Source organism: Cupriavidus sp. GW822-FHT03E04 (genome assembly GCF_058801495.1).
In genome coordinates, this window is record NZ_JBXANI010000018.1 from 83,110 (window position 1) to 101,679 (window position 18,570).

The window sequence follows — 18,570 nt, forward strand, 5'->3', positions numbered from 1 at the left end:
GTTTTGCGCCTCGCGCGCTCAGGCGTGTCGACGCGTTCGCTGGCGCCGCATCCGGCGATAGAGCGCCACGTAGACCGCCAGGTTGAGCGCCAGTACCACGGCGCCAAGCACCATCTGGATCTCGCGCGTGAGGCCATCGGGATAGATCAGCGCCAGCACGTAGTGCTGCACAAAATCCCCGCCATAGGCTTGCTGCCCCGCGCGCTGGCGCAGCGCATTTTCCAGCGGCGTGAGCGGGCAGATCCATCCGCTCCACTCCACCACCACGCCCCAGGCCGCTGCCGGCAGATGCAGCCAGGCCATGCGCGGCCAGCGCAACACCAGCAAACCGCCCAGCATGACGAAGACGATAAAGGCGAGGTGAAAAAGGACGACCGCGTCCGCGAGCCACGCCGCCATCATCGTCCTTGCCGCCCGGTCCAGTAGCCCGGCACCGCGAACGCTGCCTTCAGGTGCTCGATAAAAAAGCGGATCTTTGCCGGCACCGGACGTTGCTGCGGGTACACCGCAAGGATGTCGTAATCGGGCAGCGCATATTCATCCAGCACCGTGATCAGCTCCCCGCTCTCCAGCTGCGGCAGGATTTCCCAGGTGGAGCGCCAGCCCAGCCCCAGGCTCTCGCCCGTCCAGCGATGCAGCAACTCGCCGTCGTTGCAATCCAGGTTGCCATTGACGCGCACCGTCACCGTCTTGCCGTCTTGCTGGAAATACCAGCCGCGCTGCTGGCCTCCCTGCAGGTTGAACGCCAGGCAGTTGTGCTGCGCCAGGTCGTCCAGTGTCTGCGGCACGCCGTAGCGTGCGAAGTAAGCCGGCGTGCCGCAGACCACGCGCTTGTTGGTCGCCAGCTTGATCGCGACAAAGTTTGGATCGATGGCCCCGCCAATGCGGATGCCCACGTCATAGCCCTCGCGCACGAGGTCCACCACGCGGTCGGTCAGGTTGAAGGAAATCTGCACCTCGGGGTTCGCCGCCAGGAACGCCGGCGCATGCGGCGCCACATGCTTGCGCCCGAACGCCGCCGGGGCCGACACGATCAGGTGGCCGGTCGCCTTGTGCTTGCCTTCGGCGATCAGCATCTCGGCCCGGTCCAGGTCCGCCAGGGCCTTCTTGCACTGCTCCATGAACGCCGCGCCTTGCTCCGTCACCACGATGCGCCGCGTTGAGCGGTGCAGCAGCTTCACGCCGATGCGCGCCTCCAGCGCATTGATGCGGCGCCCGATCATCACCGGCGTCACCCCCTGCGTCAGCGCGGCCGCAGCCATGCTGCCGTGTTCGACGACAGCGATAAAGGCTTCGATCTGTTTTAGCTTGTCCATGCTGTGTGTCTCCTGGGCGTCATTGTGGCGCATTTGAAGGCGGCGGGCATGTGCTGGGGGCTATGGAGGCGATTTGGGTGGGGGCATGAGGAATGAGGAATGAGGAATGAGATATCAGGCGGGAGGCCCGGACCTGGCGTCCGCCATCGGGCCATTCGTGCCCGATCAAGCGCTCCGACAATGCATCACTGCACTCACCTGCCCGCACGCACCGCGGGCCGCCCTCGCGGCATCGTTTGCGCGCAATGCCGTACCTCCTTGCTGAACTCGGCGCAGGCGTGGGTCATCAGGTCTTCCGAGCGGTAGACGAGGAACACGCGGAACTCGGGTAGTTCGTCGCTGATCGGCAGTCGGATCAATGACGAAGGATCGAGCCGCAGCGGGCCGGTGCCGTCGAAGACGAAGTCGGACCACATGCTGATCAGGTCGGTGCGCGTGGCCAGCTGCAGGCCGAGCAGGTTGGAGGCGCTCTGCACCACGCGCTTGGGCATGTCGAGCCGGTGCAGCCGCATCACGCTGGCGAGCGGGCTGCCGGGGTCGTCGAGCGGGTCGAGGACGAGCCAGTCGGCGTCGAGCAGCGGCCTCAGCCGGCGTACCCGCCGCAGCGGATGGCCGGCGCGCACGGCCAGCGACATTCCGGTGGAAAACAGCGGTTCCCACTGGAAGGTGCCGGTGCCGGGGCCGCTGTTGGTGGAGATCAGGCCGAGGTCGAGCCGGCCTTCGCGCAGGCCTTCGAGGATCTGTTGCGGGCGCAGCTCGAAGCCGCGCAGGGCGACATTGGGAAAGCGCTTGCGGAACGCGGCCATGGCGTCGGGCAGCGGGCCGCTGGAGGCCACCGCGGTGAAGCCGATGTTGAGCTGCGCGTCGGCGTGGCCGCGGATGGCTTCGATGTCTTCCAGCGCATGCCGCAGTTCCTGCTCCACCAGGCTGGCGCGCTTGACCAGCGCCACGCCATAGGCGGTCAGGCTGACGCCGCGCACGGAGCGCGACATCAGGGTGACGCCGAGTTCGCGTTCCAGTTCGGCGATAGCTTTGGACAGCGCCGGCTGCGACACATGGAGGCTGCGCGAGGCTTCGTGGATGCTGCCGTGCTGGGCCACCGCCAGCAGGATGCGTAGTTGCTGCAGCTTCATCTTGGCTTTTCCTCTTTTTATGTTCTTCCAGGCGCCCCGCAACGGTGCGCGCCGCCCCGGAGCCGTGCCCAAGCGCCGTTGGCGGCACTACTGCGCGCACCCGGTGCTGCGCCGCGAATGCCCATGGCACAAGGCTTCTCGGTACTTGTACCGATAGCGGCGCGACGGTGGTTATGACGGCGATGCCATTTGGTTATCAGGATGAAAATATATGATTTTTGGCTTGCCGTGTTTGCCTCAATACTTCATCGCCAGGGAGTCCCCACTTTCCCGCGATGGATGCCCGGCAAGCGCCGGCCTCCACGGCCCCCACCCCCTCACCCCCTCAACCAGTTCGTGGAGATCCGACATGAACGATGCCACCCTGCCCGCGGCGCCCTCGCTGGCCCCTTCTCAGGCCAAGCCCGCGAGCCCGCCGCGCCAGAGCCAGTCCCGCCTGATCGCCGCCTGCTCGATCGGCAATGCGCTCGAGATGTACGACTTCACCGTCTACAGCTTCTTCGCGTTGCTGATCGGCAAGCTGTTCTTTCCGTCCGACAGCGCATACGGCTCGCTGCTGCTGGCGGTGGCGACCTTCGGCATCGGCTTCGTGATGCGGCCGCTGGGCGGCTTTGTGATCGGCAACTACGCGGACCGCCATGGCCGCAAGGCGGCAATGACGCTGACCATCGGCCTGATGGTGATTGGCACGATGTGCCTGGCCTTTGCCCCGACCTACGCGGTCGCTGGCTTGTTCGGGCCGGTGATGATCGTGGCCGGACGCCTGCTGCAGGGCTTTTCGCTGGGCGGCGAGATTGGCGCTTCCACCGCCATGCTGATGGAGTCCGGCGGCGTCAAGGGCCGCGGCTTTCGCGTCAGCTGGCAACTCGGCAGCCAGGGCATCGCGGCGACGCTGGGCGCGCTCACGGCCGCCATTCTTTATGGCGTGCTGCCGCAGGCTTCGCTGGAAAGCTGGGGCTGGCGCGTGCCCTTCGTGCTGGGCCTGCTGATTGCACCTGTGGGCCTGTATATCCGCGCTCACCTGGACGAGACGCACACGGCCGAGGCGCACGCGCCCAGCCCGCTCGGCACGCTGTTCCGCGAGCATGGCGGCACTGTGGTCAAGGGCATCCTGACCATCATCGGCGGCACGGTCGCCACCTACCTGGTGGTGTACTTCATGCCCACCTACATGATCCGCGAACTGCATCTGCCGCCATCGCTGTCGCTGCTGTCGGGCTGCGTGACGGGTGTGGTGTGCCTGGTGATGTCGCTGGTGGCCGGCACGCTGGCCGACCGCTTGCCGCACCGCAAGCCGCTGGTGCTGGGCTCGATGGCCTTCACGCTGGTGTGCCTCTATCCCGCGTTCTGGCTGATGACCCATTACCCGAGCGTGCCGCTGGTGCTGTCGCTGTCCGCGTTGCTGACCGCCAGCGTCTACCTGGGCTCCACGCCGATGCTGCTGATGATGATGGAACTCCTGCCGGCCCATGTGCGCGCCAGCGGCCTGTCGGTGATCTACGCGGTTGGCGTGACGGTGTTCGGCGGTTCCTGCCAGTTCATCGTCACCTGGATGCTGGCCAAGACCGGCAACCCGATGGCGCCCGCCTTCTACATGATGGCCTGCGGCACGGTGACCATCCTCGCGGTGCTGACGATCCGCGAAAACGCCCAAGCGCATTGAGCGCTCTCCTCCTCTACCCGGCCAGGCTGGCCGACTTGCAGCAAAGGATAAACACATGACCCGCGAACCGACCCTGACGCCCTTCCAGTTGCTGCCGCATCTGCTGCCGGCGATCCAGATCGATGCCGAGACCTTTATCGGCATCCGCCGCCAGATCCACGCCCAGCCTGAGCTCGGCTTCGAGGTTGGCGCCACCAGCAAGCTGGTGGCCACCTTGCTGGAGAGCTGGGGCTACGAGGTGCACACGGGCATCGGCAAGAGCGGCGTGGTGGGGCAGTTGAAGCTGGGTAACGGCAAGCGCCGCCTGGGCATTCGCGCCGACATGGATGCGTTGCCGGTCGTCGAGGCCACGGGCCTGCCGTATGCCAGCAAGATCCCGGGCAAGATGCACGCGTGCGGCCACGACGGCCACACCGCCATCCTGCTGGCCGCCGCCAAGGCGCTGGCAGATAGCCGCGATTTCGATGGCACCCTCAACCTGATCTTCCAGCCCGACGAGGAAAACCTTTGCGGCGCGCGCGCGATGATCGAGGATGGCCTGTTCACGCGTTTCCCGTGCGATGCCGTGTTCGCCTTGCACAATATGCCGGGCGTGCCCGCCGGCACCTTCCGCGTGCTGCCCGGCCCGGTGAGCTTGTCGTCCGACGTGGCCGACGTGACCATCAAGGGCGTGGGCGGGCATGGCGCCATGCCGCACCGCGCGCGCGATCCGATCGCAGCATCCGCGGCCATCGTCACCGCGCTGCAGACGGTGGTGGCGCGCAATGTGGCGCCGGACGATACGGCCGTGCTGTCGGTGGGCTTTATCCGTGGCGGCGCCACGCACAACGTGATTCCGGAATCAGTCACGCTGGGCCTGAACGTGCGCGCGGCGCGCCCGGAGACGCGCGCGCTGGTGGAGCAGCGCATCCGCGAGATCGTCAGCCTGACCGCGCAGGCGCACGGCGTGGAGGCGCACATCGACTATCGCCAGCTGACGCCGCCGATGGTCAACACGCAGGCCGAAACAACGCTGGCGCAGCAGGTTTGCGCCGATCTGGTCGGCACCGACAAAGTCGTGACGCAAGCCCCCAAGGGCCTGAACGGCAGCGAGGACTTTGCGTGGATGCTCAACGAGGTGCCGGGCTGCTACCTGATCCTCGGCAACGGCGAAGGCGAGTTTGGCGGCTGCATGGTGCACAACCCGGGCTACGACTTCAACGACCAGGTGCTGCCGCTGGGCGCGGCTTGCTGGGTCCGGCTGGCCCAGACCTACCTGGCGGGTTGAGGCAGCGCAGGCAGCGTGGGCGGACCCGCTGCTGCGTGGTCCGCGTGGTCCACTTGCGCCGCGGCATCCTCTTCTGGCGAGGTCGCGGCTGCATCCCCGAGCGCGCTTGCATGGAGGACTTCGGGCGGTACCGGCGCCGGAGATGGGACCGCGGATGCGGGCGCTGCAATGGGCGCTGCAACGGGTACGGCGGCGACCACTGCCGATGCCGCCGCGGGCGGCGTTGGCGCCTTTTCCAGCTGCGCGCTGATCTGCGCCGCTTCGCCGAGCACGTAGGCAAGCCGGCGCAACGGCCGGCTGACCTGCAATTGCAGGAAGACCGCCAGCGCCGCGCCCGACACGAAGACAAGGCCGTAGAGCGACAGCAGCGGCAGCAGGCTGCCGCCTTTGCGCGGCAACTCGAACAGGCCCGTGACCAGCACCAGCGCGGCCGGGCTGACCGCGATCAGCAAACCGATCGTCCTCGCCATGCCCTCCCACATCCGTAACTGCATCTCCACCCGCCGTGCCCTGGCGCGCAGCGCCTGGGCGGGGACGCGCGCCAGCGAGCGCAGCAGCGCGCTTTCCGCCTCATCGTGCCGGTCGACCTGGTCGGCCAATGCCCCGAGCGGATCGCGCAACTTGCGCGCCAGCGCCGGCAGGTGCGTGACAAGCAGCGCTGCCAGCCCCGCCACGCTGCCGCCCAGCAAGCTATAGACCAGCCGCGCCAGCCATGGCGCCGGCGTCTGCCTGATTTGGTACTTGGTGTACAGCACAGCGCCGGTCACTAGCAGCGCAGCCACCGAACAAGCCCAGAACAGCACCAGCAGGCCCCTTTGCAGCCGCATCAGGTTCATGGCGGCCGCGGGCGAACCGGCGGTATCGGATGCGGCGGGCGGCTTGCGCTTGAGCGCGTCAAGCAGCTCGCGGGTGGGAGGGAGCCTGGTATGCATGGCGGTTGGGTTGGCAATAGGTGGTTCCTGCGCCGTGCCTTGGCACAGGTACTGGCGCGATACCCGCACATTGTCGCCATTTAGCGGGCCGCAGGGTGCGCACCGGGACCGTCGGGCGGGCTTTTCCCGCAATTTCCTACGTATCGTTGCCGTCACACAACGTAGTTCCATGACACGCGCCAGACCGCGTCGGGCGATCGTGTTTTCTGCCTCGGGCGCCCTCATTCGATATCACGGGTATCGAATCAACTGATCTCCCTTCCCTTTATCCCAACCCGCTTGCGGGAATAGCATGGACTCCAACAGTGATTCGCAGCCATTCATAGCCATTCACAAAACATCGCATCAACGATTGGAGACAGACATGCCGAAGATGAGAGCAGTTGACGCGGCCATCGCCGTGCTGGAAAAAGAAGGTATCACCACCGCGTTCGGCGTGCCCGGCGCCGCCATCAACCCGTTCTACTCGGCCATGCGCCGGGCCGGCACCATCGACCATTTCCTGGCCCGCCACGTGGAAGGCGCCTCGCACATGGCCGAAGGCTACACCCGCGCCGAAGCCGGCAATATCGGCGTGTGCATCGGCACCTCGGGCCCGGCCGGCACCGACATGATCACCGGCCTGTACTCGGCCTGGGCTGACTCCATCCCCATTCTCTGCATCACCGGCCAGGCGCCGCGCGCCCGTTTGTACAAGGAAGACTTCCAGGCCGTCGACATCGAGTCGATCGCCAAGCCGGTGACCAAGTGGGCGGTGACCGTGCGCGAGCCGGCGCTGGTGCCGCAAGTGTTCCAGCAAGCTTTCCACCTGATGCGCTCGGGCCGCCCGGGCCCGGTGCTGATCGACCTGCCGTTCGACGTGCAGGTTGCCGAGATCGAGTTCGATCCGGAAACCTATCAGCCGCTCGCCCCGTACAAGCCGGTTGCCTCACGAGCGCAGATCGAGAAGGCCATCGCCATGCTCAACGCGGCCGAGCGCCCGCTGATCGTGTGCGGTGGCGGCGTGATCAACGCCGACGCGGCCGAGCTCCTGGTGGAATTCGCCGAGCTGGTCAACGTGCCGGTGGTCCCCACGCTGATGGGCTGGGGCGTGCTGGCCGACGACCACCCGCTGCAAGCCGGCATGGTTGGCCTGCAGACGTCGCACCGCTACGGCAACGCCACGATGCTGGCATCGGACTTCGTGCTCGGCATCGGCAATCGCTGGGCCAACCGCCACACCGGCAGCGTCGAGGTCTACACCAAGGGCCGCAAGTTCGTGCACGTGGATATCGAGCCTACCCAGATCGGCCGCGTGTTTGGCCCGGACCTGGGCATCGTCTCCGATGCCAAGGCCGCGCTGGAGCAGTTCGTGGAAGTGGCGCGCGAGATGAAGATGGCCGGCCGCCTGCCGTGCCGCAAGAGCTGGGTGGCGGACGTGCAAAAGCGCCGCCGCACCATGCAGCGCAAGAGCGATTTCGACAACGTGCCGGTCAAGCCGCAACGCGTGTACCGCGAGATGAACCAGTACTTCCCGCGCGATGTGCGTTACGTGTCCACCATCGGCCTGTCGCAGATCGCCGCCGCGCAGTTCCTGTCGGTCAACGAGCCGCGCCACTGGATCAACTGCGGCCAGGCCGGCCCGCTAGGCTGGACCATCCCCGCCGCGATCGGCGTGAAGGTGGCCTCGCCGGAATCGGATGTGGTGGCCATCTCGGGCGACTACGACTTCCAGTTCATGATCGAAGAACTGGCCGTGGCCGCGCAGTTCAAGGTGCCGTACATCCACCTGGTGGTGAACAACTCCTACCTCGGCCTGATCCGCCAGGCGCAGCGCAATTTCGAGATGGACTACTGCGTGCAGCTGGCCTTCGACAACGTGAACTCGCCTGAGCTCAACGGCTACGGCGTGGACCACGTGAAGGTGGTGGAAGGCCTGGGCTGCAAGGCGATCCGCGTGTTCAAGCCGGAAGACATCGCGCCGGCCTTTGCCGAAGCGCGCGACCTGATGGCCGAGTTCTCGGTGCCCGTGGTGGTGGAAGTGATCCTGGAGCGCGTGACCAATATCGCGATGGGCACCGAGATCGACAACATCAACGAGTTCGAGCCGATCGAAGACATCGAGGAAGCCATCCTCAAGGAAGAAGTGGAAACGGCGTAAGCACAGCAGGCTGACAAGCGCGGGCCACGAGCCCGCGCGCAGCGCTGCATCCCCGCTGTACCCTTGATGCGCCCCCCAATCACCGCCTCCGCGCGAGCGGAATCACAAGACAAGTCATCCGGAGACATCCATGCCAAAACTTGCCGCCAACCTGACCATGCTGTTCAACGAAGTGGCTTTCCTCGACCGCTTTGAAGCCGCCGCGCGCGCGGGCTTCCGCGGCGTGGAGTTCCTCTTCCCCTACGCCTTTCACGCCGACCAGATCGCCGACCGGCTCAACCGCTTCCAGCTCGACCTGGTGCTGCACAACCTGCCCGCGGGCAAGTGGGAAGCGGGCGAGCGCGGCATTGCCTGCCACCCGGACCGCGTGAGCGAGTTCCAGGACGGCGTGGGCGAGGCGATCAAGTACGCCAAGGTGTTGGGCGTGCGCCAGCTGAATTGCCTGGTCGGCATCCAGCCGCAGAACGTCAAGCGCGAGCAGGCCCAGGAAACGCTGGTGGAAAACCTGCGCTTCGCGTCGCAGGCGCTCGGCGCCGAGCAGATCGACCTGCTGGTCGAGCCGATCAACACCTTCGACATCCCCGGCTTCTTCCTGTCGCGCACGCAGCAGGCGCTGGACCTGATCGCACAGGTCAACGCGCCCAACCTCTACGTGCAGTACGACATCTATCACATGCAGCGCATGGAAGGCGAAATCGCCGCCACGCTCAAAGCCAACCTGCCAAAGATCAAGCACGTGCAGCTGGCCGACAACCCGGGGCGCAATGAGCCGGGCACCGGCGAGCTGAACTACCACTTCCTGTTCAAGTGGCTCGATGAGATCGGCTACGGCGGCTGGGTCGGCTGCGAGTACAAGCCGCGCACGACCACGGTGGAAGGACTGGGCTGGCGCGCGGAACACGGCGTGCAGTAAGCGGAACAAGCAAATCCACAAACATTCAACGATCCCATCAAGGAGACATCACATGGCAAACCAACGCAACATCGGCTTTATCGGCCTGGGCATCATGGGCGCACCGATGGCGGGCCACCTGCGCGCGGCCGGCCACACGCTGTTCGTGCATGACGTGAACCCCGCACCGCAAGCGCTGGTCGATGCCGGCGTCACGGTCTGCACCAGCGCCGAGGAAGTGGCCAAGCGCGCGGACATCATCGTGATCATGGTGCCGGACACCCCGCACGTGGAAGCCGTGCTGTTCGCCGAGAAGGGCGTGGCCGCCGCGCTCAAGGGCGCCGGCAAGGAAGCCGCGCACGGCAAGATCGTGGTCGACATGAGCTCGATCTCGCCGATCGCCACCAAGGATTTCGCCGCGCGCGTCAACAAGCTCGGCGCTGCCTACCTGGATGCACCGGTGTCCGGCGGCGAAGTGGGCGCGAAGGCCGCATCGTTGACCATCATGGTCGGTGGTCCGCAAGAATCGTTCGACGAGGTCAAGCCGCTGTTCGACCTGTTGGGCAAGAACGTGACGCTGGTCGGCGGCAACGGCGACGGCCAGACCACCAAGGTGGCCAACCAGATCATCGTGGCGCTGAACATCCAGGCCGTGTCCGAAGCGCTGCTGTTCGCCTCCAAGGCGGGCGCCGATCCGGCGCGCGTGCGCCAGGCGCTGATGGGCGGCTTCGCGGCTTCGCGCATCCTGGAAGTGCATGGTGAGCGCATGGTCAAGCGCACCTTCGATCCGGGCTTCCGCATCGAGCTGCACCAGAAGGACCTGAACCTCGCGCTGCAAGGCGCGAAGGCGCTGGGCGTGGCACTGCCCAACACCGCCACCGCGCAAGAGCTGTTCAACACCTGCGCCGCCAACGGTCTGGGCAAACAGGACCACTCGGCACTGTGCCGCGCCATCGAGATCATGTCCAACCATGAGATCGCCAAGGGCGGCGCCAAGTAAGCCAGCAGCGCCATCACGGCCTGCCTCGGCAGGCCAGCATCACTCCCGGCCGCTCGCGGCCGGGAACGCAGCACTTCCGGATCCCGTCATGCTCGCCACCGATTCCTACCCTACCTTGCTGGCGCCCCAGCGCCCTGCCGGACTCACCGATCCGCGCGCCCTGCTGCGCGACCTGTTCGATACCGCGGTTGCCGCCGTCAGCGCCAGCCATTGCCTGCCGCCGCAACTGCCCACGCCGCCCAAGGGCCGCACGGTGGTGATCGGTGCCGGCAAGGCCGCCGCCGCCATGGCGCAAGCCGTCGAGGCGCACTGGCAAGGCGAGATTTCCGGACTGGTTGTGACGCGCTACGGACATGGCGCGCCGTGCCAGCGTATCGAGGTGGTGGAGGCCGCGCACCCGGTGCCCGACGAAGCCGGCCAGCGCGCCGCGCAGCGCATGGTGGCGCTGGTCAAGGGCCTGACCGCCGACGACCTGGTGCTGTGCCTGATCTCCGGCGGCGGCTCCGCGCTGCTGGCCGCGCCGGCCGACGGCATCACGCTTGCCGACAAGCAAGCCGTGAACCGCGCGCTGCTAAAGAGCGGCGCCAACATCGGCGAGATGAACTGCGTGCGCAAGCACCTGTCGGCGCTCAAGGGCGGCCGGCTGGCATTGCACTGTGCGCCCGCACGCGTCGAGACCCTGTTGATTTCCGATATTCCCGGTGACGATCCCACGCTGATCGCCAGCGGCCCGACCCTGCCCGACGCCACCAGCTGCGCCGATGCGCTGGCGGTGATCGCCAAGTACGGCATCGACGTGCCCGCCAATGTGCGCGCGCACCTGGAGAGCGGCGCGGGCGAAACGCCCAAGCCCGGCGATGCGCGCTTCGACGGCCATCGCAGCGTCACGCTGGCCACCGCGCAGCAATCGCTGGAAGCCGCGGCGGCGCGCGCGCGCGAGCTGGGCGTTGAAGCCCACATCCTGTCCGACAGCATCGAAGGCGAATCGCGCGATGTGGCGCTGGTGCATGCCGCCATCGCGCGGCAGGTTGCGCGGCATGGCCAGCCGTTCAGGAAGCCTTGCGTGATCCTGTCCGGCGGCGAGACCACGGTGACGGTGCGCGGCAGCGGCCGCGGCGGGCGCAATGCCGAATTCCTGCTGGCGCTCGCGGTCGCACTGGACAGCCTGCCGGGCGTGCATGCCATTGCCTGCGACACCGACGGCATCGATGGTTCCGAAGACAACGCCGGTGCGTTGCTCGCCCCCGATACGCTGACCCGTGCCGAGGCACGCGGACTGTCCGCGCGCGCGCACCTCGGCAACAACGACGGCTACGGCTTCTTCGCCGGCCTGGACGACCTGATCGTTACCGGCCCGACCCGTACCAATGTGAACGATTTCCGCGCCATCCTGATTGTGTAAGCCCTGAATTTGAACAACGGCGCGCCCATCGCGGCGCGCCGACCGAGATTGGAAGAGGAGACAAAATGAGACGCCAGCGCAAAGCCAAGATCGTTGCCACGCTCGGACCGGCCAGCACCGACATCGAGGTGATCCGTCAGTTGTTCGAAGCCGGAGCGGATGTCTTCCGCCTGAACTTCAGCCACGGCTCGCACGACGACCACAAGCGCCGCTACGACGCCGTGCGCCAGGTCGAGGCCGAGACCGGCCGCCCCATCGCCGTGCTGGCCGACCTGCAAGGCCCCAAGCTGCGCATCGGCACCTTCGCCGCGGGCAAGGTGGCGGTCAAGGCCGGCGACGCCTTCGTGCTCGACAGCGACCCCAGCCCGGGCGACGCCACCCGCGTGCACCTGCCACATCCGGAACTGTTCCGGGTGGCCGCGCCGGGTCAGTCGCTGCTGATCGACGACGGCAAGGTGCAGTTGAAGATCGAGGCGGTGGCCAGCGGCAGCATCGCCACGCGCGTGGTCAACCACGGCACGCTGTCCGACCGCAAGGGCGTGAACGTGCCCGACGCCGTGATCCCGATCCCCGCCCTGACCGAGAAGGACCGCAAGGACCTCGACTTCGCGCTGGCGCTGGGCGCCGACTGGATCGCGCTGTCGTTCGTGCAGCGCCCGGCCGACATCGTGGAAGCGCGCGAGATCATCGGCACCCGTGCCGGCGTGCTGTCCAAGATCGAAAAGCCCGCCGCGCTGCAGCAGCTCGAGGAAATCGTGCGCGTGTCCGATGCGGTGATGGTGGCGCGCGGAGACCTGGGCGTGGAACTGCCGCCGGAGCGTGTGCCGGGTGTGCAGAAGCGCATCTTGCGCATCTGCCGCCAGCACGGCAAACCCATCGTGATCGCCACGCAGATGCTGGAATCGATGATCGATTCGCCGGTGCCCACGCGCGCCGAGGCGTCCGATGTGGCCAGCGCCATCTATGACGGCGCCGATGCGGTGATGCTGTCGGCCGAGTCGGCCAACGGCCGCCACCCGGTGCCGGCGGTGGCCATCATGAACCGCATCATCACCGAGGTGGAGCGCGATCCGCTGTACCGCAACCTGCTAGACGCGGGGCATGAGGCGCCGCTGTCCACCCGCCAGGATGCGATCTGCGCGGCGCTGCGCGAGGTCACGCAGATCATCGGCGCGGTGGCTACCGTCACCTACACCTCGTCGGGCTCCACCGCGCTGCGCGCCGCACGCGAGCGGCCGTGCGCGCCCATCGTCAGCATCACGCCGAACCTGGAAATCGCACGGCGGCTGGCAATTGCGTGGGGCGTGCATTCCACCGTCAGCCCGGACGTGCAAAGCGTGGACGAGATGGTGAATGCGGCAACCCGCGCGGCGCTGGTGGAAGGCTATGCCGAACCCGGCGACCAGATCACCATCGCGGCAGGCATGCCGTTTGGCCAGGGCGGCACCACCAACCTGCTGCGCGTGGCCGAAATCGGCGGCGCGGAGCCGTGCTGGCAGGGGCAAGCCACTGCCAGCACGGCACCGGCGGTTACCGCCTGATACACCACACGCATGCGTTGGCGGCATTGCCGTTGCTATACTGATCGACACGCTGCGGCCACCTTTTTGCCGCGGCGATCAACCAGTAATGCGGAGCCACCATGCGTCTCGACGACGAAGCCGAAAGCCAGAATGTAGAAGACCGCCGGGGTGAAGGCTCCGGCGGTTTCGGCGGCTTTGGCGCGGGGCCCAAGACGCTCGGCATCGGCACCATCCTGGTGGCGCTGGCGGCGTCTTATTTCTTTGGCATCGACCCTTCCGTGATCATGCAGGGCGCCTCGGTGCTGCAGGGCTCGCAGCAGCAAGCGCCGCAACAGCAGCATGTGCCCAGCCATCCCCCCGCCAAGGACCAGATGACGGTCTTCGTGCGCAAGGTGCTCGGTAACACCGAGCGTACCTGGTCGCATATCTTCGAGACCGATCTCAACCGCCGCTATGCGCCGCCCACGCTGGTGATCTTCTCGGGCGCCACGCCTACCGCCTGCGGCACGGGCCAGTCGGCCATGGGGCCGTTCTATTGCCCGGGCGACCAGAAGGTCTATATCGACCTGGCCTTTTACGATGAATTGCGCCAGCGCTTCGGGGCTGGCGGCGATTTTGCCCAGGCCTACGTGATTGCCCACGAGATCGGCCATCATGTGCAGAACCTGCTCGGCGTGTCGGGCAAGGTCGACGCCGCGCGCCGCCGCATGGGCGAGGCGCAGGCCAACCAGTTGTCGGTGCGCGTGGAACTGCAGGCCGATTGCCTGGCCGGCGTATGGGCCGCTACCGCAGAGCGCATGAACCAGCAGTTGCTGGAGCCCGGCGATATCGAGGAAGGCCTCAAAGCCGCCGCCGCCATTGGCGACGACCGCCTGCAAAAGCAGGCCCAGGGCTATGTCGTGCCAGAGGCGTTCACCCACGGCACCAGCGAGCAGCGCACGCGCTGGCTGCGCCAGGGCCTGACCAGCGGCGACATCCGCAAGTGCGACACCTTCGCGGCCAAGCAACTCTGAGCCACGCCGCTGGATGACCGCGCTGCGCCGGCGCTCCGGGCAGCGCCCCCTCGCTGGTGGGGCACTTATTTGTGCTGAATTCGCCATGTAAACGTTGTTCACAAAGTGAGCGGTGTTTATAATCGCGGCCATGTCCGCCACCCGCCCAACGCAATCCAGCCTGTCGGCCCCGCCCGTGAGTGCACCCGCCACGCCGGTTGCCGCACGCGCCGGCGCGCCCGTTGCGCGGGTCAGCGGTGCCGAGCTGCGGCGCGAAAGTGTGCGCGAAGCCTTTTTCAATGCTGCCCGCGCGTTGTTTGCCGAGGCGGGCTTCAGCGGCGTCACGTTGCGCCGCATCGGCGAGCGCTGCGGCTATAGCGCGGCCGCCATCTACCGGCATTTCGACGACAAGACCGCACTGCTGTTCGAGCTGTGCGCGCCGCCGCGGGTACGCCTGCCCTGGCGTTGCCGGCCGTGCTCGATGCCTATGTGGCGTGGGCCCTGGCCAACCGCCACAGCTATCACCTGATGATGATGATGGGCCTGCCGGCCGACGCCGAGCGCGCGATCGACCTGCGCTGGGGCGAGCGTTTCCCGGAAGACCCGGTGAACGCGGTGCTGATGGCCTGCGTGCATGACCAGCAAGCCACCGCGCTGATCGATTCCATGTACGACCCCGGCGATGTCACCAACGCGCTGTGGACTGCCGTGCACGGGCTGGCCGCGCTCGATATCACGTTCGAGCACCTGCCCCGCGAGGACTGGCAGCCGCTGGTGCATCGGCAGCAGGTGCTGCTCACGGCGCTGCTGCGCGGCTTCTCCCGACCGTCCCGCTAGAGCGACGGCCAGACACACTTCCCTCACAGCGTTTGTGCCACGCTGCCCGGCGCGTTTCACCGCTCGCATCTCGCGGTGCCCGCGCGCCGGATCCGTTCCACCGCGCCAGCGCGGCGGCTAGCTGCCGCGCCGGCGCAAAACAATCCAATGTGCCATGGCGTCCTTTTTTCTTCGCCGGCCCGCGTTCGCGTGGGTTATTGCCATTCTCACCATGGTGGCGGGCCTGATCGCCCTCACCCGCATTCCCATCGCCCAGTATCCGGCGGTGGCGCCGCCCACCGTGATCGTCTACGCGGACTATGCCGGCGCGTCGGCGCGTACCGTGGAAGATGCGGTGACCGCAGTGCTGGAGCAGCAGATGCACGGCATTCCCGGGCTGCTCTACCTGGATGCCAGCAGCGAGGGCGGCGCCGCTACCATCACGCTGGGCTTCCGCCAGGGCACCGATGCGCAGCTGGCGCAGGTCAACGTGCGCAACCGCGTCATGCAAGCCGAGCCGCTGTTGCCGGAGGCGGTGCGCCGCGGCGGCATCTTCGTGGACCAAGCCGGCAGCAGCCCCTTCATGTATGTCTCGCTGGTGTCGCAGAACAGCCAGCTCGACGAAACCGCGCTCGGCGATTTTGCCGCCGCTTCGGTGCTGCCGATGCTGCGCCGCCTGCCCGGCATCGGCAAGGCGGAACCCTATGGTGCCGAGTACGCACTGCGCATCTGGTTCGACCCCGACAAGCTCAACGCCTACGGCCTGACAGCCGCGGACGTCGAGCAGGCCATCAAGGCGCGCAACGGCGACGTCACCCCGGGCCAGCTCGGCGGTGCGCCGGCGGTGCCGGGCCAGCCCTACCAGGCGCTGGTGCGCCCGCCCCGGCCGCTCGCCGAGCCGGAGGCCTTCGGCCAGATCGTGGTGCGCGCCGGCGGCGACGCCTCGCTGGTACGGCTGCGCGACGTGGCGCGGGTGGAGCTGGGCGCCAGCGACTACCGCTACAGCTCGCGCCACGACGGCCAGGTGGCAGCCTCGATCGGCCTCAAGCTGGCAGACGGCGCTAACGTACTGGCCACCTCGCGCGCGGTGCGCGCCGCGCTCGACGAAGCCGCGCGCGGCTTCCCCGCTGGCATGCGTTACGAGATCTCATCCGACAGCGCGCAGTTCGTCGAACGCTCGATCTGGCGCGTGCTGACCACGCTGGGCGAAGCCACGGCGCTGGTCTTCCTGATCCTCTACCTGTTCCTCGGCAACCTGCGCGCCACACTGATCCCGGTGATCGTGGTGCCGGTCTCGCTGCTTGGCACTGTGGCCTGCCTGTACGCGTTTGGCCTGTCTCTCAACGTGATCACGCTGTTTGGCGTGGTGCTGGCGATCGGCATCCTGGTCGACGACGCCATCGTGGTGGTGGAGAACGTCGAGCGGATCATGCGCGAAGATGGTGTGGACGCCATGGAGGCGGCGGCCCGCTCGATGCGCGAAGTGTCCGGCGCGCTGGTAGGTGTCACGCTGGTGCTGTGCGCGGTGTTCGTGCCGATGGCGTTCCTGGGCAGTGCGGTGGGCGTGATCTATCGGCACTTCGCCATCACGCTGGCGATCTCCATTGCCTTCTCGCTGTTCTTCGCGCTTTCGCTGGCGCCGGCCATGTGCGCCAGCCTGCTGCGCCATGCCCCGCACCCGCAGCGCGGCCCGCTGGCCTGGTTCGAGCGCGGCTTCACGGCGCTCACCGCGCGCTATGCCGGCTGGGTACTGGCGCTGCAGCGGCGCCGCCTGCGCTGGCTGGGCATCTACCTGGCGCTGGCGGTAGCCGGTGGCGTGCTGATGTGGCAGATCCCCGCCGGCTTCCTGCCGGAGGAGGACACCGGCGAACTGGTGATCGATATGGAACTGCCCGCGGGCGCCACGCAGGAGCAGACGCGCGCCACCGTGGCGGCGCTGGAGGCGTGGCTGAAAGCCGGCAAGTATCCCGTGCGCTCGACCTTCGCCGTGCTGGGCTGGAGCAATTCCGGCAACGGCGAGCAGCGCGCCAGCATGTACCTGGCGCTGCGGGATTGGTCGGAGCGCGGCGCCGACGAACGCGCGGACGCAGTGCTGGCCAGGCTCCAGGCCGGGCTGGAAGCGTGGCCTGGGCGGGGACAGGCGCAGCTGTACGCGTATAACGGCGCGGCCCTGCCCGAGCTGGGCAGCACCGGCGGGCTCGACATGCGGCTGGTGGCGCAGGCCGGCTCCGGGCGCGAAGCGCTGTTTGCCGCGCGCGACAAGCTGCTTGCCGCCGTCAAGGATGAGCCGTCGCTGGGCGAGGTGCGCGCCACCACCGGCCAGCCGGCGCCGGCGCTGGACCTGCACATCGACTACGAGCGCGCGCGCAGCTTTGGCGTGGAGCCGCAGGCCATCCACCATGCGCTGTCGGCCACCCTGGGCTCGCGCTATATCGACGAAGTCGCGCGCGAAGGCCGTATCCGCCGGGTGATCCTGCAAGCGGATGCGCCTTACCGCATGGACCCGGCCAAGCTGTCCCGCGTGCATGTGCGCAATGCCAGCGGTGGCATGGTGTCGCTGGGTGCCTTCGCCGAACTGGCCTGGGGCAAGGGCGAAGCGACGCTGGAGCGGTTCAACGGGCTCACCTCGGTGCGCATCAACGCCGAAGTGGCGCCGGGCCACAGCACCGGCACAGCCATGGAACGCCTCACGGCCAGGGTGCGCGAGCTGGGCGGCGCCTACGACGTGCGCTGGACCGGACGCGCCTTCGAGCAGCAGCAAAGCGGCACGCAGGCGCCGTGGCTGTTCGCCTTGTCGATGTTGTTCATCTTCTTGTGCCTGGTGGCGCTCTATGAAAACTGGACCTTGCCGCTGGCAGTGCTGCTGATCGTGCCGGCGGGCCTCGTTGGCGCGCTGGTGGCGATCTGGCTGCGCGGCATGCCGAACGACGTCTACTTCAAGGTGGGCGGCGTGGTGATCATGGGGCTGGCGGCCAAGAACGCCATCCTGGTGGTGGAATACGCCGAGCAGTTGCGCCGCGGCGGCATGGACCTGCTGGAAGCCGCCGGCCAGGCCGCCCGCCAGCGGCTGCGCCCGGTGGTGATGACCTCGCTGGCCTTTATCCTGGGCGTGGTGCCGCTGGCGATCAGCACCGGCCCGGGTGCGGCCGCGCAGCGCGCGGTCGGCACCGGGGTGCTGGGCGGCATGCTGGGCGCCACCGTGATCGGCTCGCTGGCGGTGCCGTTGCTCTATGTCTTGATCGGGCGCAGGCGTGCCGGGCGCGAACGGGAATGACAAGGCGCGTGCCGGCCTGCGGCGTTCGGGATAGTCGGGGTGGGGGTCTTGCAAGGCTGCCGGAGGAAATACGAAAGGCAGCTAGTGCGGGGAGCGGCGGGTAAAAATCACCCACCCGGCGGGAGAGAAAAGGAGGAGGAGGTCAGCCGGGCAGGTGGGAGATAAAACGGGGAGCAAAAGTAGTACTTGGCGGCTACCAAAGTGGCCTCCAGGTACCACG

15 protein-coding genes are annotated in these 18,570 nt (G+C 67.5%); 11 read left to right on the top strand and 4 right to left on the bottom strand.

The genetic code is table 11. The annotated features are described in order from the left end of the window. Positions 1–18: 18 nt before the first annotated feature. The 3 genes from AC1RQC_RS25370 to AC1RQC_RS25380 all read right to left on the bottom strand — a co-directional run bounded on the left by AC1RQC_RS25370 (position 19) and on the right by AC1RQC_RS25380 (position 2,449). Entirely contained in the window at positions 19–402 is a 384-nt protein-coding gene (locus AC1RQC_RS25370; protein ID WP_492885010.1) for a DUF2784 domain-containing protein, read from the bottom strand. Next, positions 399–1,316 carry a LysR family transcriptional regulator gene (locus AC1RQC_RS25375; RefSeq protein ID WP_416049919.1) on the bottom strand — a complete coding sequence of 306 codons (918 nt, stop codon included), beginning with the start codon at positions 1,314–1,316 and terminating at the stop codon, positions 399–401. The genes AC1RQC_RS25370 and AC1RQC_RS25375 overlap by 4 nt, the downstream gene beginning before the upstream one ends. 194 nt (positions 1,317–1,510) lie before the next feature. Continuing rightward, on the bottom strand, positions 1,511–2,449 hold the full coding sequence (locus AC1RQC_RS25380; RefSeq protein WP_416049920.1) for a LysR family transcriptional regulator: 939 nt from the start codon (positions 2,447–2,449) through the stop codon (positions 1,511–1,513). Positions 2,450–2,798: 349 nt separating this feature from the next. Between AC1RQC_RS25380 and AC1RQC_RS25385 the strand changes: the two genes are divergently transcribed. Both AC1RQC_RS25385 and AC1RQC_RS25390 read left to right on the top strand, forming a co-directional pair. Next, on the top strand, positions 2,799–4,112 hold the full coding sequence (locus AC1RQC_RS25385) for an MFS transporter (protein WP_492373486.1): 1,314 nt from the start codon (positions 2,799–2,801) through the stop codon (positions 4,110–4,112). A 55-nt stretch (positions 4,113–4,167) separates the two neighbouring features. Next, positions 4,168–5,379 carry a M20 aminoacylase family protein gene (locus AC1RQC_RS25390; protein ID WP_492811470.1) on the top strand — a complete coding sequence of 404 codons (1,212 nt, stop codon included), beginning with the start codon at positions 4,168–4,170 and terminating at the stop codon, positions 5,377–5,379. Here the strand turns inward: AC1RQC_RS25390 and AC1RQC_RS25395 are convergent. After that, positions 5,364–6,311, bottom strand: coding sequence for a hypothetical protein (locus AC1RQC_RS25395; RefSeq protein ID WP_492885012.1), 948 nt, complete (start codon positions 6,309–6,311; stop codon positions 5,364–5,366). The genes AC1RQC_RS25390 and AC1RQC_RS25395 overlap by 16 nt on opposite strands. 364 nt (positions 6,312–6,675) lie before the next feature. Between AC1RQC_RS25395 and gcl the strand changes: the two genes are divergently transcribed. The 9 genes from gcl to AC1RQC_RS25440 all read left to right on the top strand — a co-directional run bounded on the left by gcl (position 6,676) and on the right by AC1RQC_RS25440 (position 18,350). After that, positions 6,676–8,451, top strand: coding sequence for a glyoxylate carboligase (gcl, locus tag AC1RQC_RS25400; protein ID WP_043350593.1), 1,776 nt, complete (start codon positions 6,676–6,678; stop codon positions 8,449–8,451). A 130-nt stretch (positions 8,452–8,581) separates the two neighbouring features. Then, entirely contained in the window at positions 8,582–9,364 is a 783-nt protein-coding gene (gene hyi / locus AC1RQC_RS25405; protein WP_492373489.1) for a hydroxypyruvate isomerase, read from the top strand. Between the two features lie 52 nt (positions 9,365–9,416). After that, positions 9,417–10,343, top strand: coding sequence for a 2-hydroxy-3-oxopropionate reductase (glxR, locus tag AC1RQC_RS25410; protein WP_492373490.1), 927 nt, complete (start codon positions 9,417–9,419; stop codon positions 10,341–10,343). 88 nt (positions 10,344–10,431) lie between these two features. After that, entirely contained in the window at positions 10,432–11,745 is a 1,314-nt protein-coding gene (locus AC1RQC_RS25415; protein ID WP_492373491.1) for a glycerate kinase type-2 family protein, read from the top strand. 65 nt (positions 11,746–11,810) lie between these two features. Beyond that, positions 11,811–13,286, top strand: coding sequence for a pyruvate kinase (gene pyk / locus AC1RQC_RS25420; RefSeq protein ID WP_492885013.1), 1,476 nt, complete (start codon positions 11,811–11,813; stop codon positions 13,284–13,286). A 101-nt stretch (positions 13,287–13,387) separates the two neighbouring features. Further along, the gene (ypfJ, locus tag AC1RQC_RS25425; RefSeq protein WP_174425813.1) at positions 13,388–14,281 is read left to right on the top strand and encodes a KPN_02809 family neutral zinc metallopeptidase; all 894 of its coding nucleotides are present in this window, start codon (positions 13,388–13,390) and stop codon (positions 14,279–14,281) included. 130 nt (positions 14,282–14,411) lie between these two features. Beyond that, positions 14,412–14,789, top strand: coding sequence for a helix-turn-helix domain-containing protein (locus AC1RQC_RS25430; RefSeq protein WP_492885015.1), 378 nt, complete (start codon positions 14,412–14,414; stop codon positions 14,787–14,789). Then, on the top strand, positions 14,693–15,097 hold the full coding sequence (locus tag AC1RQC_RS25435; RefSeq protein ID WP_492885017.1) for a TetR-like C-terminal domain-containing protein: 405 nt from the start codon (positions 14,693–14,695) through the stop codon (positions 15,095–15,097). Before AC1RQC_RS25430 ends, AC1RQC_RS25435 begins: the two co-directional genes overlap by 97 nt. A gap of 154 nt (positions 15,098–15,251) precedes the next feature. Continuing rightward, entirely contained in the window at positions 15,252–18,350 is a 3,099-nt protein-coding gene (locus AC1RQC_RS25440) for a multidrug efflux RND transporter permease subunit (protein WP_492885019.1), read from the top strand. The last annotated feature ends 220 nt before the right edge of the window (positions 18,351–18,570 follow it).

Coding starts and splice junctions, on each gene's coding strand:
- AC1RQC_RS25430 (WP_492885015.1), top strand. CDS start 14,412: ATGTCCGCCACCCGCCCAACGCAATCCAGCCTGTCGGCCCCGCCCGTG.
- gcl (WP_043350593.1), top strand. CDS start 6,676: ATGCCGAAGATGAGAGCAGTTGACGCGGCCATCGCCGTGCTGGAAAAA.
- AC1RQC_RS25370 (WP_492885010.1), bottom strand. CDS start 402: ATGATGGCGGCGTGGCTCGCGGACGCGGTCGTCCTTTTTCACCTCGCC.
- AC1RQC_RS25390 (WP_492811470.1), top strand. CDS start 4,168: ATGACCCGCGAACCGACCCTGACGCCCTTCCAGTTGCTGCCGCATCTG.
- AC1RQC_RS25380 (WP_416049920.1), bottom strand. CDS start 2,449: ATGAAGCTGCAGCAACTACGCATCCTGCTGGCGGTGGCCCAGCACGGC.
- ypfJ (WP_174425813.1), top strand. CDS start 13,388: ATGCGTCTCGACGACGAAGCCGAAAGCCAGAATGTAGAAGACCGCCGG.
- pyk (WP_492885013.1), top strand. CDS start 11,811: ATGAGACGCCAGCGCAAAGCCAAGATCGTTGCCACGCTCGGACCGGCC.
- AC1RQC_RS25415 (WP_492373491.1), top strand. CDS start 10,432: ATGCTCGCCACCGATTCCTACCCTACCTTGCTGGCGCCCCAGCGCCCT.
- hyi (WP_492373489.1), top strand. CDS start 8,582: ATGCCAAAACTTGCCGCCAACCTGACCATGCTGTTCAACGAAGTGGCT.
- AC1RQC_RS25395 (WP_492885012.1), bottom strand. CDS start 6,311: ATGCATACCAGGCTCCCTCCCACCCGCGAGCTGCTTGACGCGCTCAAG.
- glxR (WP_492373490.1), top strand. CDS start 9,417: ATGGCAAACCAACGCAACATCGGCTTTATCGGCCTGGGCATCATGGGC.
- AC1RQC_RS25440 (WP_492885019.1), top strand. CDS start 15,252: ATGGCGTCCTTTTTTCTTCGCCGGCCCGCGTTCGCGTGGGTTATTGCC.
- AC1RQC_RS25375 (WP_416049919.1), bottom strand. CDS start 1,316: ATGGACAAGCTAAAACAGATCGAAGCCTTTATCGCTGTCGTCGAACAC.
- AC1RQC_RS25385 (WP_492373486.1), top strand. CDS start 2,799: ATGAACGATGCCACCCTGCCCGCGGCGCCCTCGCTGGCCCCTTCTCAG.